General features: G+C 71.6%; 9 protein-coding genes. 7 read left to right on the top strand and 2 right to left on the bottom strand.

What is annotated here, in order from left to right:
* Positions 1–26: 26 nt before the first annotated feature.
* Positions 27–3,704, bottom strand: a complete 3,678-nt coding sequence (locus tag ACFWZ2_RS20570; protein WP_384547616.1) for a BTAD domain-containing putative transcriptional regulator — start codon at positions 3,702–3,704, stop codon at positions 27–29.
* Between the two features lie 148 nt (positions 3,705–3,852).
* On the opposite strand from ACFWZ2_RS20570, the gene ACFWZ2_RS20565 reads away from it, so the two are divergent.
* From ACFWZ2_RS20565 to ACFWZ2_RS20550, 4 genes are all read left to right on the top strand, one after another.
* The gene (locus ACFWZ2_RS20565; RefSeq protein WP_384547614.1) at positions 3,853–4,350 is read left to right on the top strand and encodes an SDR family NAD(P)-dependent oxidoreductase; all 498 of its coding nucleotides are present in this window, start codon (positions 3,853–3,855) and stop codon (positions 4,348–4,350) included.
* 5 nt (positions 4,351–4,355) lie between these two features.
* Positions 4,356–5,573, top strand: a complete 1,218-nt coding sequence (locus tag ACFWZ2_RS20560) for an MFS transporter (RefSeq protein ID WP_384547612.1) — start codon at positions 4,356–4,358, stop codon at positions 5,571–5,573.
* 62 nt (positions 5,574–5,635) lie between these two features.
* Positions 5,636–5,833 carry a hypothetical protein gene (locus ACFWZ2_RS20555; protein WP_384547610.1) on the top strand — a complete coding sequence of 66 codons (198 nt, stop codon included), beginning with the start codon at positions 5,636–5,638 and terminating at the stop codon, positions 5,831–5,833.
* 378 nt (positions 5,834–6,211) lie between these two features.
* Positions 6,212–13,360 carry a GEVED domain-containing protein gene (locus ACFWZ2_RS20550; RefSeq protein ID WP_384547608.1) on the top strand — a complete coding sequence of 2,383 codons (7,149 nt, stop codon included), beginning with the start codon at positions 6,212–6,214 and terminating at the stop codon, positions 13,358–13,360.
* A gap of 109 nt (positions 13,361–13,469) precedes the next feature.
* On the opposite strand, the gene ACFWZ2_RS20545 is transcribed toward ACFWZ2_RS20550, so the two are convergent.
* Positions 13,470–14,249 (bottom strand): NAD(P)H-dependent oxidoreductase, encoded by a 780-nt coding sequence (locus tag ACFWZ2_RS20545; protein ID WP_384547607.1) that lies wholly within the window; start codon positions 14,247–14,249, stop codon positions 13,470–13,472.
* Between the two features lie 112 nt (positions 14,250–14,361).
* On the opposite strand from ACFWZ2_RS20545, the gene ACFWZ2_RS20540 reads away from it, so the two are divergent.
* The 3 genes from ACFWZ2_RS20540 to ACFWZ2_RS20530 all read left to right on the top strand — a co-directional run.
* The gene (locus ACFWZ2_RS20540; protein WP_384547605.1) at positions 14,362–15,225 is read left to right on the top strand and encodes a helix-turn-helix domain-containing protein; all 864 of its coding nucleotides are present in this window, start codon (positions 14,362–14,364) and stop codon (positions 15,223–15,225) included.
* Positions 15,226–15,355: 130 nt separating this feature from the next.
* Positions 15,356–16,603 carry a hypothetical protein gene (locus ACFWZ2_RS20535; protein WP_384547604.1) on the top strand — a complete coding sequence of 416 codons (1,248 nt, stop codon included), beginning with the start codon at positions 15,356–15,358 and terminating at the stop codon, positions 16,601–16,603.
* On the top strand, positions 16,600–16,879 hold a 280-nt coding region (locus tag ACFWZ2_RS20530; protein WP_384547602.1), incomplete at its 3' end, for a hypothetical protein. The genes ACFWZ2_RS20535 and ACFWZ2_RS20530, both read left to right, overlap by 4 nt.

Genomic DNA, 16,879 nt, shown 5'->3' with positions numbered 1-16,879 from the left:
GGGCGGGCCCTTGCCGGGTGCCTCCCCTAAAGGGGCAGCTGAAGGGGCAGCTCATCGAGGGGCAGGCCCGCGCCCCGGGTGAACGTCTCCGCGAAGGCCGCCTCTCCCAAGGCGGCCTTCGTCGCGTCCGTGATGCGGTCCACGTCGCCGCGTTCGGCGGGCGGCAGCGGGGCCCCCACCCCGCGGCGGGCCGCGTCCGCCGCGCCCAGGAGCAGGGCCGCCCGCTCCGCCCCGCCCGTGAGGACCGCCGCGCCCGCGAGGCCCTCCAGGGACAGCGCGAGCGCGCGCGGCTCCGCGAGGCCGCGCGCCGTCTCCAGGCCGAGGCGGTGCTCCGCCTCCGCCCGCGCGCCGTCGCCCCGCAACTCCGCGATGAAGCCCATCTCCGCGTGGTGCAGATGATCGCCCGCCGGCGACGACGCGTCCGCGTGCCGTGCCCTGATGCCCATCAGGTACGACTCCGCCGCCGCCAGATCCCCGCAGCGCCGCGCCCCCAGCGCGAGCCCCATCTCCGCGTGGATCTCCCCGTAGCGGTACCCCTGCTCCGCCGCCAACTCCCGTGCCTGCTCGTGCAGTTCACGGCCCCTCGCGTAGTCGCGGGTCAGCAGCGCGAGCCGTCCGAGCCCGGAGAGCCGTGCCGACACCTCCGCCGCGAGCCCCAGCTCGCGCGCGATCCGCAGCCCCTCGTTCTGCCGTCGCGCCGCCCCCTCGTAATCCCCCCTGATCTCGGCGAGCACGGCGAGCGGCGTGACCGTCTGCAACTCGCCCCAGCCGTCCCCCAGTTCACGGAACAGCTCCGCGCCGCGCAGCCCGTCCCGTTCGATCGTGTCCAGGTCGCCCCGCATCAGCGCGTGCATGGCGCGCAGCGCGAGCGCGGCCGCGGTGCTCCAGCGGTCGCCGGTCGCCTCGGCGCGGGCGAGGGCCTGGGTGTTGAGCTCCTCGCTGGGGGTGGGGGAGCCGGAGCCGAACAGGGCGTAGGCGCACAGCCAGAGGTTCCGCGCCCCGCGATCGGCCGCATCGGACCCGCCGACGTCCACGCTCCCACCCGTCAGCAACGTGAACGCATTGCGGAGAAAGGAGAGTTCGCCGCGGTCGAGCAGCGCGGAAAGCTCCCGCCGGGCCTCGGTGAGCCGTCCCCGGAGCAGCCACCACCAGGCCAGCGCGGCGCCGAGCCGCACCCCTTCGGCGGTGCCCCGGCCCGCGGCCAGCGCCGCACGGAGATTCGCTCCCTCGGCGTCGAGCCGCCGCAGCCAGGTCCGCTGGGCGCCTTCCCGCAGGTGGGGTTCGGCCCGCTCCGCGAAGTCCAGGTAGTACCGGAGGTGACGCTCTCGTACGCCCGAGAGGTCCTCCATCTCGTCCAGGCGCTCCATGGCGTACGCCGCCACGGACTCAAGGAGCCGGTAGCGCGGGGCGGCGGCCGGTGCGGGGCCCGGCGTCATCACGACCAGGGAACGGTCGACGAGGCGCGTCACCAGGTCGAGCACCTCGTCCCTGGCCACTCCGTCGCCGGAACAGACCGCCTCCGCCGCGTCCAGCGTGCAGCCGTCCCTGTGCACCGCGAGGCGCCTCAGCACGATCCGCTCCGGTGCGCTGAGCAGCTCCCAGCTCCAGTCGATCATCGCCCGGAGGGTCTGCTGGCGGGGTGGGGCGCCCCGCTGGCCCGAACTCAGCAGCCGGAAGCGGTCGCCCAGGCGGTCCGCCAACTCCCTTACGCCCAGGGCGCGTACGCGGGTGGCGGCCAGTTCCAGGGCCAGCGGGATGCCGTCCAGGCGGCGGCAGATCTCGGCTATGGCTTGGGCGTCTGCGGAGGCGTCTGCGGAGGCCTCCGCGGGGTCGGCTTCGGTGAGGGTGAAGCCGGGGGCCGTGGCGGTGGCGCGGGCCACGAAGAGGTCGATGGCGTCGGTGGGGTGCAGGGGCTCCACCAGGAAGACGGACTCGCCCGTGAGGCCCAGAGGTTCCTGGCTGGTGGCGAGGATGCGGAGGGTCGGGGCGGTGCGGAGCAGGGCCGCGGCGAGGGTGGCGGCGGGGGCGACGACCTGTTCGCAGTTGTCCAGGACGAGGAGGGTGGGGCGGTCGCGGAGAGCGGTGGCGAGGCGGTCCACGGGGGTGGTGCCGGGGGTGGGGCTTGCGCCGGGCAGTCCGGAGGGGGCGTCGTCGCGCAGTCCCAGGACGCTGCCGACCGCCTGCGCGAGCTCGTCCACCCCCGTGCCAGGGGCCTGCCCGGCGAGTTCCACCAGCCACACGCCTACGGGTTCGGCTGTGGGGCGGGGCCGCGGGGGTATGTGCGTACTCGCCATCCCGTGGCTTGTGCCTCGGTCAGTGCTCACCGTCACGGTGGGCCAAGGTGCTCCGTTCGCACATACCCCCACGTCCCCTCCGGCGCGCTTGCGGCTGCGGGCGGGCGGGGGTGCCGCTGCTTCGGGGGCGGGTGCGGGTGTGGTCTCGCCTCCTCCGTGCCCGTCTCCTGCGGGTTCGGGCGTGGGTGCGGGCGTGCCGTTGCCTCCCCCGCTCCCTTCTCCCGCAGGTGCGGGTGCGGGCGTGCTCGTGGGTGCGGGTGTGCCCCCGCCTCCCCCACCCACCCCGGTGTCGCCGAAGGCTCCGCCGCTGTGGGCAATCGTGCCGCTGGGCGAGTGGGGTCTCCCCTGCTCGAGCGAAGCCGAGAGCTTGGGGAAGGGTGGGCACAGCCCACGGTGCAGGGGGTCGAGGACGGGGGCCTCGGTCGCGGGTGGGGGCGGGGGGTTCCGGTGCGGAGCCGTTTCGCGGGACGCGGCTTCCAGGGCGAGGCGGGTCTTGCCGACGCCGCCAGGGCCGGTGAGGGTCACCAGGCGCCCGGAGGCAAGGAGTTGGCCCACCTCGGCCACGGAGGACTCGCGTCCGATGAGGGGGGTGAGGTGGGTGGGCAGGTTCGTACGGGGCCGCGCCGACGGAGCCGGTGAGGACGGTGGCCGCGGGGTTCGTGGTTGCGGGGTCAGAGAGGCGTCCTGTCGAAGGATCGCCTCGTGGAGCGCCGCCAGCTCGGGGCCGGGATCCAGCCCCAACTCCTCGGAGAGTTGGGTCCGAAGCGCCGCGTAGGAGGCGAGCGCCTCGCTCTGGCGCCCCGCCAGATAGAGCGCACGCAGGTGCACCGCCCGCAACCGCTCCCGCAGCGGATACCGGTCCACGAGATCCGCGAGTTCCCCGACGAGCAAGGTGTGGTCCCCGGCGGCGAGCCGCGCCTCGGCCTGCTCTTCCAGCACGGAGAGCCGCTGCTCGGCCAGCCGCTCGACCGCCGCGCGCACGAACTCCTCGTCGGCGAGGTCGGCGTACGCGGGCCCCCGCCACAACTCGAGTGCCGAGGTGAGGAGTTCGGCCCGCACCCGCGGGTCGCTCTCGCCGCGCGCCCCCGCCACCAGTTCGCGGAAGCGGACCGCGTCCACCTCGTCCCCGGCCGCCGCGTCGATGCGCAGCCGGTACCCGGGTGCCTGATGCACGACGCGGTCGCGGCCGATGGCCCGGCGCAGCTGGGAGACCTTGGACTGGAGCGCGTTGGCGGGGTTGCCGGGGGGTTCGTCGCCCCAGAGGTCGTCGATGAGCCGGTCGGCGGAGACCGGCCGCCCTTCGTGCACCAGAAGATCGGCGAGCAGCGCCCTGACCTTCGCCTCGGGAACCCTCACCGGCTCCCCCTCGCCGTCCCACACCGTCAGTGGACCGAGCACCCCGAACCGCATGTGGATCACCGTACACACCGTCCCTGCGGGGTGGTCCCGGCGACCGTCAGCCGACCGTCAGCGGTCCCGAAGCGGGGCCGCGCAGAGTCGTTCCCGTCAGCAGGGATCCCGGCAGGGGTCTCCGTGAGGATCCGGGAAGGGGGACGGCATGCCCAAGTACGCGGGCCGGAAGGCCGTGGTCGTCGGGGGCGCGGGCGGGCTCGGTCTTGCCGTCGCGAAGCTGCTCGTCGAGGGCGGCGCGGAGGTCCTGGTGACCGGCGGCGCATCGGCCGATCTCGCCGGGGCCGCCGCCGAGGTCGGCTCCGCCGCCCATGTCGTCGGCTGCGAGACGGCCGACCCCGTGGCCGTCGCCGCCCTCGGGCCCGCCGTCGCCGCGCGCCTCGGCGGCATCGACCACCTCTTCGTACACGCCGAGAACGGTCTTCCTCCGGCCGCGCCGCCGTGTCTGCTGCCGCTGCTGCGGGAGGGCGGCTCCGTGGTCCTCACCGGCTCGTCCGCCGATCCGGCCGTCAACTCCCTTGCCCGGCTGGTCCGTTGTCGCGGCTCCGACAGCGATGCCGCCCGTGCTGCCCTGCAACTGGCTGTGGACCACTCGCGTACTTCTCCCGCTCCCGCTCCTGCTCCTGCTCGTACGAAAAGGATCTGAACCCCATGCGTACCGACACGCGCACCGCCGCGGTCGCGGCCCCGGCCGGGAACGCCGGGCCGCCGCGGAAGCTGCCCCTGCTTCCCCTTCTCGCCCTCGCCACCGCCGTCTTCATCACCAGCCTCACCGAGACCCTGCCCGCGGGGCTGCTGCCCGCCATGAGTGCCGATCTGGGGGTCAGCGAGTCCGCCACCGGGCAGACCGTCACGATCTACGCCATCGGCACCGCGCTCACCGCGATACCCCTGACGGCCGTCACCGCGGCCTGGCGGCGCAAGCGGCTGCTCCTCGTCGCGATGGCCGGGTTCGCCGCCGCCAACACGGTCACCGCGGTGTCCGGTGACTACACCCTCACCATGGCGGCCCGGTTCGTCGCCGGTGTCGCCGCCGGTCTCGCCTGGGCGCTGCTCGCCGGGTACGCCCGCCGCCTGGCGCCCGCCCACCTCCAGGGCAAGGCGATCGCCATCGCCATGGCGGGCATCCCGGTCGCCCTCTCGCTCGGCGTGCCCGCGGGGACGTTCCTCGGCAAGGTGCTCAGCTGGCAGGTGGCCTTCCTCGTCATGACGGGGCTCACGGTGGGGCTCCTCGCCTGGATCGCCGCGCTCGTCCCGGATCAGCCGGGGCAGCCGCGCGGTGCGCAGACGCCGATGCTGCGCACCCTGCGCGTGCCCGGTGTGACGCCCGTCCTCTTCGTCACCCTCGTCTTCGTCCTCGCGCACACCGTCCTCTACACGTACATCGCGACCTTCCTCGACGAGCTCGGCATGGGCGGCTCCACCGACCTCGTCCTGCTGGTCTTCGGCGCCGCGTCCCTGGTCAGCATCTGGATCGTCGGCTCCCTGATCCATCGCAGGCTGCGCGCGCTGACGCTGGCCAGCGTGCTCCTCGTGGGGGTGGCGGCGGCCGTCCTCGCGGTGTTCTCCGAGAGCCCGGTGCTCGTGTACGTCGCCGTGACGCTGTGGGGTCTCGGCTGGGGCGGCGCCCCCACCCTCCTGCAGACCGCCGCGGGTGACGCGGGCGGCGACGCGGGCGACGCCGTCCAGGCCATGCTCGTCACCCTGTGGAACGTGGCCATGGCGGGCGGCGGCGTCTTCGGCGGCATCCTCCTCGGGCTCGTCGGCTCGTCGTCCTTCCCCTGGACGATCCTGCTGCTCCTGATCCCGGTCCTGCTGGTCGTGCTCGCGGTCCGCGGGCACGGGTTCCCGGTGCGCGGCCACCGCTGAATTCCCGGCGCGGAACCGCCTCTGAGAAAATCGCCTCTCTTACGGAAACGAAGGGGAGGCCGATGATGATCCTGCTGCTCAGCATGCTGGTACTGGTGGCGGCGGTCGGCCTCGGCGCGGTCGTCTGGGCCGCGCGGGGCGGGCCGCGCTGGGTGCGCGGCGCCGCGAAAGTCACGCTCGTCGCGGCGGAGTTGGTCGGCAAGGCCTCCAAGGGGAGCAGCCGTGGGAGCAGTTCGACCTCCGGTGACTCGGACGGCTGAGCCCGCCCCGGCCTGAGAGCCGTCTGAAGCGTTCGCCCCCGACGGCCGTCCCATCGTTTTGATCTCGTACGCCCTCGTCGCCCGTCCCGGCGGCGGGGGCGGTTTTCTGCGGTCCGTGTCGGACTCCGCCGCTGGGGCCGTTCGGCCCCAATTTGCGACTGTGCGGCCTAACTGGGCGCCCACACAAGGGGTCTGACGGGTGGTCAGATACGGCTGGTCGTGTGACAGTTCGGGAGCGCCGTCAGGTATTTCGTCGTACTTTTCATCAAATGTGCCTTAACGAGTCGGTCATTCAAAAATGGCGTGAGGTTGAGGGACATGGAAGTGACACGGACGTTCGTCCGGAGACCGGATACCGGTGGTCGGTGCAGACGGGGCGTGCGGCGCCTACTGCGCACGGGCCTGGTCCTCGCGGTCATGACGAGCCAGCTGACCGGGCTCGACGTGGCCTGGGCGGCGGTGGAATCGGGACCGTCCGTGAGCGCGTCGGCGAGCCCGGAACCCGCGGGCACGCCGGGCCCCGGCTCGGGCCGGGAATCGTCGTCGGCACCGGCCGACGACGATGCCGTACGCGACGCCGTGGACGCCGCGGAGCGGCAGCTGAAGGACGGCGAAGAGCTCGCCCGGAAGGCCGGGGAGCAGGCTCACGCGGAGACTTCGGGCGGTCGTGAGGCCGCGGGTGCGGGGGAGGCGGCTGCGGAGGGCAGCCCTAAGCGCAAGGACAAGGCCGCGTCCGGCGCCGCCAAGGAGTCCGGCGCCGACAAGGACTCCGGTACCGGCAAGAGGTCCGCCGCAGACAAGGAATCCGGCGCCGAGAAGCAGAAGTCGGAGAAGAAGTCCGGCGACCGCGAGAAGCCCGAGCCCGAGGAGCTTCCCCTCGACGACGGCACGCCGTTCCGCGGCGGCACCCGCGCCCAGAAGGCGGGCAGCTACACGGTGTCCGGCACCGGCGGCACCGGCTCCCTGCCCAGCGGCACCACGGTCGCCATCACCACGACCGGCGCCATGCAGAACGCCTCCTCCAACGCCCTCGACGGCGGTACGGTCACGGCGCCGTCCGGCCTCGCGGGCTCCGCGTCCGTCGGGATCCTGTGGCCGACCGGCGGGAGCACCAGTTACACCGAGCGCGGCTCGGTTACGTTCACCTTCAGCCGTCCGGTGCGCAACCCCCGGCTGCACATCGCGGGCATGGGCGCGCAGCCCGGCGGCAACATGCGGCTGCGGCTCACGGACAGCGCTCCCGCCTCCGCGTCGCCCACGCTGAGCAAGCTCGCGGGCTTCACCGACTGGACGGTCTCGGACACCCAGGTCTCCAACTCGTACAGCTCGGCGAACGCCAGTTGCACCGCGGCCACCACGTCGACCACGGTCACCTCCGGCTGTGGCACGGTCGGTGTCAGCGGCACCGTCAGCAGCGTGACGCTGGCCGTGGACACCCGGAACAACGCGGGCAGCACGACCGGTGACGGCGTCCGCTTCCTGGCCACCGTCGACGAGGACTTCTCCAACTCGGCCGATCTGCCCGCCGCTTCGCACACCCTCTCCGACCTGAAGCTGGGCGCCCTGTCCACCGGCGACAGCCCGGACACGGTGATCACCACCCCGGGGATCAAGGCGGACGACGACGCGGACGGCATCGCCTCCTGGCCCGCCGTCGCGGCGAACAAGGCCGGATCGTCGTACGCGGTCGACGTCGCGCTCACCTCGCCCTCGGCCTCGACGCTCTCCGGCTGGGTGGACTGGAACGGCAACGGCACCCTGGACGACGGCGAGCGCGCGGACGCCGCCCCGGCCGCCGGGGCCTCCACCGCGCGGCTGACCTGGACGGTCCCCACCGACGTGAAGTCGGGGACCCATCCGGCCCGTATCCGCATCGGGTACGACGCGACCGCGACCCAGAAGGCGTCCGGCTGGGCCGACTCCGGTGAGGTCGAGGACTACACGATGACGGTGACCAAGGCCGCCAACCTGGAGATCTCCAAGACCGTGGACACCACGACGCCCCGCCTGGGCGACGAGGTCCTGTTCACCATTTCCGTGAAGAACACGGGCCCGGACGACACGACCGGGGTGAAGGTCACGGACAAGCTGCCGAACGGTCTGACGTACGTGTCGGACGACTCGGGCGGCAAGTACGACTCCTCCACCGGCGTGTGGAGCGCGGGGGACCTGAAGAAGAACGAGACCAAGACGTTCAACCTGGTCGCCAAGACCACCAAGCAGGGGCAGATCACCAACACCGCGTCCACGGCCACCTCCGACGAGCTGACCGACGCGGTCACGGGCTCTTCGGTCACCCTGAACGTCGGGCCCGCCAGTGAGTGCCCGAAGATCGCCGAGCTGACCAACGGCAGTTTCGAGTCACCGGTGAACACCTCCACCGTGCAGTTCTACGGCGATGCGGGGCAGCCCGCACCGAACGTGCCCGGCTGGCGCACCACGGCCACCGACAACAAGATCGAGATCTGGCGGGGTCCCGCCACCTCGGGCGGCACTCCCGGCGGCAGCATCACGGCGGCGGACGGCCAGCAGTGGGCCGAGCTCAACGCCAACCAAGTCTCCACGCTCTACCAGGACTTGAGCACCACCCCGGGCCTGAAGATGAACTGGCGGATCTTCCACCGGGGACGTCAGGGCAACGACACGATGCAGGTGAAGATCGGTCCGTCCGACGGCACGCTCATCGCGCAGACCCCGACCGGCGCGTCGTCCCCCGACATCACCACCGGCACCGGCGCCTGGCAGGAGTACCGCGGCACCTACACGATCCCCGCGGGCCAGCGCATCACCCGCTTCGCCTTCGCGTCGATCAGGGGGACGGGCGGCGCCAGCATCGGCAACTTCCTCGACGGCATCCGGTTCGGTACGCCGGGCTGTCTGACCACCAAGAAGTCCGTGACCAGGAGCCCCGACCGGGACCCCTCGCAGCCGACGGACGTCCTGACGTACACCGTCGAGGCCAAGAACGAGGGCGGCGACGACGCGTTCGACGCCTTCCTGCGCGACCCCATCCCCGCCAACTCCGACTTCGTCCCCGGATCCATCCAGGTCACCAAGCCGGACGGCACCACGACCGCGGTCTCCGACGCCAGCGGCTACGACAGCGCCAACAAGCGCGTCACGGCGCCGATCGGCTCGGGCAGCAGCCCGAGGAAGGTCGCTCCCGGCGAGACCTGGAAGATGACGTACAAGGTCAAGATCGCCAGGACGGCCGGCGGCAGCAAGGTCATCAACCAGGCCACCGCGGGCTGGAAGGAGACCCCGGACGGCTCGGACACCACCGAGCGGAAGACCAACACGACGACGACCAACATCGGCGAGACGGTCGACATCAAGGTCGACGTCAACGACCTGACCATCGCGCCGGGCAGCAGCGGCGACGTCACCCTGACCACGACCAACGACGGGCCGAACGCCGCCAAGGGCGTCAAGACCGTCTACGAGATCCCGCCGGGGACGACGGTCGACACCTCGTCCCTGCCGACCGGTTGCACGGGCGGCGCCGCAGGGCCCATCACCTGCACCGTCGGTGATCTGGCCGTGGGGCAGACCAAGACCCACACCTTCAAGCTCAAGGTGCCCGCGGACGCCGTCCCCGGCACGACGGCCACGGGCACGGCGACCACCAGCACCACGTCCAACGAGCCCGACGAGTGGAAGGCCAACAACAAGGACACCAACCGACTGACCGTCGGTACACGGCAGATCGCGCTGGAGATCAAGAAGACCGCGAAGCCCAACCCGCTCACGGTCGGCCAGAAGGTCACCTACACGGTGACCACCACGAACAAGGGGCCGTCGGACGCCCTCGACGTGAAGGTGCGAGACACGGTCCCGGCCAACTTCACGGACGTCACCTGGAGCTGCACGGTCGACGGCACCACGACCTGTGGTTCCGGCACCGGCAACTCGGTCAGTACGACGGTGGCGAGGATCCCGGCAGGCAAGTCCGCGGTGATCACCATCACGGGCACGCTCAAGGCCGACCCGGGCGTCAGCCCGGTCAAGAACACCGCCCAGGCGACGGCGCCCGCCGACATGACGGACACCGCCTGCCCCGACAAGAAGGGCCCCTGCACCCACGAGACCGAGAACGAGCTGGACACCAAGAGCCTGCGGATCACCAAGTCCGTCTCCACCACCAAGCCCCTGCCGGGCCAGGAGATCACCTACACGGTGAAGGTGGCGAACACCGGCTCGGTGACGTACGAGGACGCCACGTTCGAGGACGACCTGACGGACGTCGTGGACGACGCGACGTACGTGGCGAACAGCCAGTCCGCGGACATCGGCACGGCCGCCTACACCGCGCCGAAGCTCCGCTGGAGCGGCGACGTCCCGGCCGACAAGACCGCGACCATCACGTACAAGGTGAAGGTCGACTCGCCGCCGAAGGGCAACAAGAAGCTCAAGAACACCGTCACCTCCGATGTGCCGGGCACCAACTGCCCGGCCGGTTCCACGGACCCGAAGTGCTCGACGGGCGGCGGCGACGACGGCGGCATCCCGAGCCTGAAGTTCAAGAAGGTGATGTCTCCGAAGAGTCCGCTTCCGGGGCAGAAGGTCTCGTACACGGTGACCGTGGAGAACGACGGCGAGGCCGCCTATCCGGGTGTGGAGTTCACGGATGATCTGTCGGACGTCGTGGATGACGCGACGTACAACGGGGACGAGAAGGCGGTCTCCGGAGGCAGCGATTACGGGACGGTGTCCTACGCCAAGCCCGATCTCAAGTGGTCCGGTGACCTGGCCAAGGGGCAGAAGGTGACGGTGACCTACTCGGTGACCGTCGACGATCCGCCCAAGGGCAACAAGGTCCTGAAGAACACGGTCACGTCGGACGTGCCGGGCTCCAACTGCCCGGAGGGGTCGACCGATCCCGACTGCGGCAGCGGCGGCAAGGATGACGGTGGTCTGCCGAACCTCGTCTTCAAGAAGGTGATGTCTCCGAAGAGTCCGCTTCCGGGGCAGAAGGTCTCCTACACGGTGACCGTGGAGAACGACGGCGAAGGCGCCTATCCGGGTGTGAAGTTCACGGATGATCTGTCGGACGTCGTGGACGACGCGACGTACAACGGGGACGAGAAGGCCGTCTCCGGAGGGAGCGACTACGGCACCGTGGCCTACACGAAGCCGAAGCTGACCTGGACCGGCGATCTCGCGGCCGGGCAGAAGGTGACGGTGACCTACTCGGTGACCGTCGACGATCCGCCCAAGGGCAACAAGATCCTGAAGAACACGGTCACGTCGGACGTCCCCGGCTCCAACTGCCCGCCCGGATCCAAGGACCCGACCTGCGGCAGTGGCGGCGACCAGGACGGCGGCCTGCCGAACCTGACGTACAAGAAGGTGATGTCTCCGAAGAGTCCGCTTCCGGGGCAGAAGGTCTCCTACACGGTGACCGTGGAGAACGACGGCGAAGGCGCCTATCCGGGTGTGGAGTTCACGGATGATCTGTCGGACGTCGTGGACGACGCGACGTACAACGGGGACGAGAAGGCGGTCTCCGGAGGCAGCGATTACGGGACGGTGTCCTACGCCAAGCCCCATCTGAAGTGGACCGGTGACCTGGCCAAGGGGCAGAAGGTGACGGTGACGTACTCGGTGACCGTCGACTCGCCGCCGAAGGGCAACAAGAAGCTCAAGAACACGGTCACGTCGGATGTTCCCGGCTCCAACTGCCCCGAGGGGTCGACCGACCCCGACTGCGGCAGTGGCGGCGAGGACGGCGGCGGCCTGCCGAACCTGAAGTTCAAGAAGGTGATGTCTCCGAAGAACCCGCTTCCGGGCCAGAAGGTCTCCTACACGGTGACCATGGAGAACGACGGCAACGCCCCCTACCCCGGGGTCAAGTTCACCGACAATCTCTCCGACGTCATCGACGACGCCACCTACAACCAGGACGAGAAGGCGGTCCTGGACGGCAGCGACTACGGGACGGTGAAGTACACCGAGCCCGAGCTGACCTGGAGCGGCGACGTGGACGCGGGGAAGACCGTGACGCTGACGTACTCGGTCACGGTCGACGACCCGCCCAAGGGCAACAAGAGCCTGAAGAACACGGTCACGTCGGACGTCCCGGGATCCAACTGCCCCGAGGGTTCCTTGGATCCGGACTGCTTCACCGGCCAGGGCGAGGGCGGACTGCCCAACCTGGTCTACAAGAAGGTGATGGCGCCCAAGAACCCCACCCCGGGGCAGAAGGTGACCTACACCGTCACCGTCGAGAACGACGGCAAGGCCGGCTACCCGGACGTCAAGTTCACGGACGACCTGTCGGACGTCGTGGACGACGCGACGTACAACGAGGACGCGGCAGCGCTGTCGGGGGGCAAGGCGCACGGCACGGTCGCGTACGCGGAGCCCAAGCTGACCTGGACCGGTGACCTCGCCTCCGGGCAGACGGTGACGGTGACGTACTCGGTGACCGTCGACGCCCCGCCCAAGGGCAACAAGGCCCTGAAGAACACGGTCACTTCGGACGTCCCGGGATCCAACTGCCCGGCGGGCTCGAAGGACCCCGACTGCACCAGCGGCGGCGGCGAAGAGGGCGGCATCCCCGTCATCCGCTTCGTCAAGACCGCCGACCCCAGCGGCGCGGCCACCGCGGGCGGCCGGGTCACGTACACCGTCAAGGTCATCAACGAGGGGACGAGCACCTACAAGGGCGCCACGTTCTCCGACGACCTGAGCGGAGTGCTCGACGACGCCGCCTACAACGACAACGCCGCGGCCACATCCGGTGACGTCGGCTACGCACGGCCCGAGGTGACCTGGACCGGCGACGTACCGGCCGGCGGGACCGTCACGGTGACCTACTCCGTCACCGTCGACAACCCGGTCAAGGGAGACAAGCAGCTCACCAACTCCGTCACCTCGACCACTCCCGGCACCAACTGCCCGCTGCCGATGCCCACCCGGGCGGCACGCGGTCCCATCGACCCGGACTGCTCGACGGGACCGAGCCCCGTCAAGCAGCTCACCGTGCGCAAGCAGAGCGACGCCGGGGACAAGGTCAGGCCCGGTGACACGATCACCTACACCGTGAGCGTCACCAACACGGGATCCGCCCCCTACCCGGGCGCGACGTTCAGCGACGACCTGAGCGGTGTCCTCGACGACGCGCGCTACAACGGCGACGGGGCGGGCTCCACGGGATCGGTGGACTTCTCGTCGCCGACGCTGAGCTGGACCGGGGACCTCACTCCGGGACAGCGCGCGACGATCACGTACTCCGTGACCGTCAAGCCCAAGGGCTCGGGCGACGGCAAGGTCGCCAACCGTGTCATCACGCCCGACGGCTCCGGCGGCAACTGCCCGGCGGGATCGACCGACCCCGACTGCACGGGCGGACCCGTGCCGCCCGAGGTCGTCGACCCGATCAAGCCGCCGCCGGTGCTGCCGGAGACGGGTGACCGGGGCCGCACCCGGACGCTCCTCGCGGGCGGCGCGGCCATCGTCCTCGTCGGTGTGGGCGCCTGGCTCGTGGCGGTGGTGAGGCGAAGGAGGAACGGCACCGTCTCCTGACCCGGGTCCGGGCCCGTCCCGGCACCGGCATACGAAGGGGGCGTCCCAGGCCGCGGTGGCCTGGGACGCCCCCTTTCCGCGTGACGTCAGTCCTTCTGTGCGGCATCAGTCAGTCGCGCGGGCGCACATGCAGGTCGAGCCCGCGCAGGCCCGGCTCCTCCACCCCCGGGAGCAGCCGCATGTCGTGGTCGTAGTCGCCGCCGACGAGCGTGCGGAAGGGGACGGGCTCGTCCGTGAAGAGGCCGTCGAGCCGCGCCGCGTACGCCTGCTTCGCCGCCTCGAAGGTCTCCTCGGGCAGGTCGTTCGAGCCGTACACCGCGAACGGTTCGAGCGGCGCCATGCCGGTGAACCAGAACAGGCCGTGCTGCAGCGGGTGCAGCACATCGGCGAGCGCTCCGTGTATGCCCCGGTCGGAGAACGCCGTCGCCCGGGCGCCCGCCGTCACCGACACCAGCGCGCGCCGCCCGGCGAGCGGGCCCTCGCTGTAGGGCGGCGGGACCTTCGGGCCGTAGGCGAACCCGGCCGTGAACACCCGGTCGATCCAGCCCTTGAGGATCGCGGGCGTCGAGAACCACCACAGCGGGAACTGCAGCACCACCGCGTCCGACCAGCGCACCTTCTCCTGCTCCGCCGCGACGTCGGCGGTCAGCCGGTCGTCGAGCGTGGCCCGCTCGGACGCCGCCATCACATGCAGCCTGTCGTCGCCGCCGGGGAAGTCGTCGCCGCCGGGGAAGTCGTCGGCGTCGACCGTCGCCTTCCACTTCATCGCGTACAGATCGGACTCCCGCACCTCGTGGCCCGCCGCACGCAGGTGGTCGACGGCGAAGCGGGTGAGCGATGCGTTGAGCGACTGGGGTTCCGGGTGGGCACTGACGACGAGGATCTTCATGCCGTCAGGTTCTCCCGGAAGCGGCACGGCAGCCAGCACTCTCTCGTACAGAGGAAGCCGGTTCGGAGGAAAGCCGTTCCTGGTATCGCGAGTCCCACCCATACTTGATCGCATGAACGGGGTGGAGCACACACGGCGCACGAACGACATCGGTGACTTCCTGCGGGCCCGCAGGGGCCGCGTCGCACCGGAGAGCGTCGGGCTCCCGGGCGGCCCCCGCCGAAGAGTGCGCGGCCTGCGCCGCGAGGAACTCGCCCAGCTCGCCGGGATCAGTGTCGACTACTACGTACGCCTCGAACAGGGCCGCGCCACCCAGCCGTCCCCCGACGTGCTCGACGCGCTCGCCCGCGCCCTCGGCCTCGACACGGCGGAGCGCAGGCACCTCGCCACGCTGACCGCCACCGACCGCGGCCCCGCCCCGACGCCCCGCGTCAGCCCGCTGCTGCGGCGCATCCTGGACAGCGTCGCCGACGGCTTCCCCGCCTTCGCGACGGACCACCGGCTCGACGTGGTCGCCTGGAACAGCCTCGGCGCCGAACTCCTCGGCGGCCTCGGCGACCCGGCACGGCGCGACCGCAACAACGCCCGGTTCCTCTTCCTCGACCCCGCGTCCAAGGACACCCACCCCGACTGGACGGACCGCGCGGCCGAGACCGTCGGCCAGCTGCGCGTCTCCGCGGGCCGCTACCCCGACGACCGGCAGCTCGCCGGCCTGATCGCCGAACTGACCGACCGCAGCGCCGAGTTCCGTGCCATCTGGGACAGTGGCGAGGTCGTGATGTGCGCCGCGGGCCGCAAGCGGCTCTGGCATCCGCGGACCGGGCTCCTCACCCTCGACTTCGAGACCCTCCACGTACCGGCCGCACCCGGCGAGACGGGCCTCGTGGTGCATGTGTTCGGCGCCGAGGAGGGCACGGAGGCGGCCGCCGCGCTCGACCGGATCGCCGCGGAGGACCTCGCGGGGCGCCGGGCCTGAACCCGGCGGCCCCTCACAAAGGCGCTGCCCGGCAAGGAAGTTGCAAGGCGGCTGCAAGGAAAGTGCCGTACGCCGCGGGAACCCCCTCTGCCGACTGCCGATCGCAGCCGACAGAGGATGGGGGAACGCTGTGTCTGTCATCACCACGAGAACAGCGCTGATCGAACAGGGCCGGTGGCTGACCGTACAGGACTGCAAACGGGTCCTGGTGGTCGTGCACACCGTGACGTTCGCCCAGCGCCTGCGTGAGGTCTTCGGGCTCCTGGAGGCCGACCTCCGCGTCCAGCTGGTCTTCACCGCCGCACCGCACGCCTTCGGCAGCGGTGTCCCGCAGTATCTGCACGACCTCGGCATCACCACCGTGCCCTGGGAGGAGGCGCTGCACTCCGAGTTCGACCTGGCGCTCGCCGCGGGCTCCCGCGGGGTGCACGAACTGCGCACCCCGGTCGTCCGCGTCTCGCACGGCGCGAGCCACATCAAACTCCTCACCGACACCGGCCTGTTGGCCCCCGGCGAGCCCAGGGCGCCCGGGATGCTCAGCCGCCAGCATCTGCTCCACGACGGCCGGGTGGGGCCCGCCGCCATCACCTACGCGCACGAACGCGACCTGGTCGAACTCGCCAGGTCCTGCCCCGAGGCGCTGCCCTTCGCCCATGTGGTCGGCGACCCCTGCGTCGACCGGATCATGGCGGGCATGCCACGGCGCGAGCGGTACCGCAGGGCGCTGGGCGTCGCGCCGGGGCAGCGGCTCGTGACCGTCACCTCCACCTGGGGGCCGACGTCCACGTTCGGGCGCATCGACGCCCTGCTGCCGCAGCTCCTGCACCAACTGCCCGGCGGCGACCACCGGGTGGCACTCCTCCTGCACCCGAACGTCTTCGCCGGACACGGGGCATGGCAGGTGCGCGGCTGGCTCGCGGGCTGCCGGGGACGCGGCATCGCGCTCGTGCCCCCGGAGGCGGACTGGCAGGCGGTGCTCATCGCCTCCGACGCGATCATCGGCGACCACGGCTCGCTGACCGCGTACGGCACCCTCACGGATGCCGCCCTGCTGCTCACGCCGGGACCGCGCAGGGAGATCTCGGCGTACTCCCCCGCGGCACGCCTCGCCGCGACTGCGCCCACGGTGTCCCCGGCCCACCCGCTCGCCGAGCAACTCGACTACGCCGTACGGAAGTTCCGTCCCGGTCAGTACGACGAGGTGGCCGCCCTGCTGTCCTCGGCGCCCGGCCAGTTCCACCGGCGGATGCGGGCGGTCGTCTACCGGCTCCTCGGCCTCGGCGAACCGGCCCGCCCGCCCGTCGTACCGCCCCTGCCCCTGCCGCCGCCCCTGGAGCGGTGGGAGGCGGCGCCCACCGACACGGGAGCGGCCGGGTGACGGCGGCGGGCTGGTCGGCGGTGCGGTTCGGGGTACCGGACGCCCGCGCGGCGTACGCCGTCGTCCTCGCCCCGGTGGCCGCGACCGGGCCGGGCCCGGCGGTCGTACGCCTGGAGGTGGCGCCTGCCGGGGGCCTCCCGTGGCGGGGGGTCCGCGACGACGTCCACTTGTGGGCGGATCCGGATACCCCGGCCGGGGCGTGCTTCGCGGAGTGCGCTGATGTCCTCGCCCCGGTGGCCGCGACCGGGCCGGGCCCGGCGGTCGTACGCCTGGAGG

Source organism: Streptomyces sp. NPDC059002 (genome assembly GCF_042740435.1).
Lineage (GTDB): Bacteria > Actinomycetota > Actinomycetes > Streptomycetales > Streptomycetaceae > Streptomyces.
This window is presented reverse-complemented; position numbering and strand designations above follow the sequence as displayed.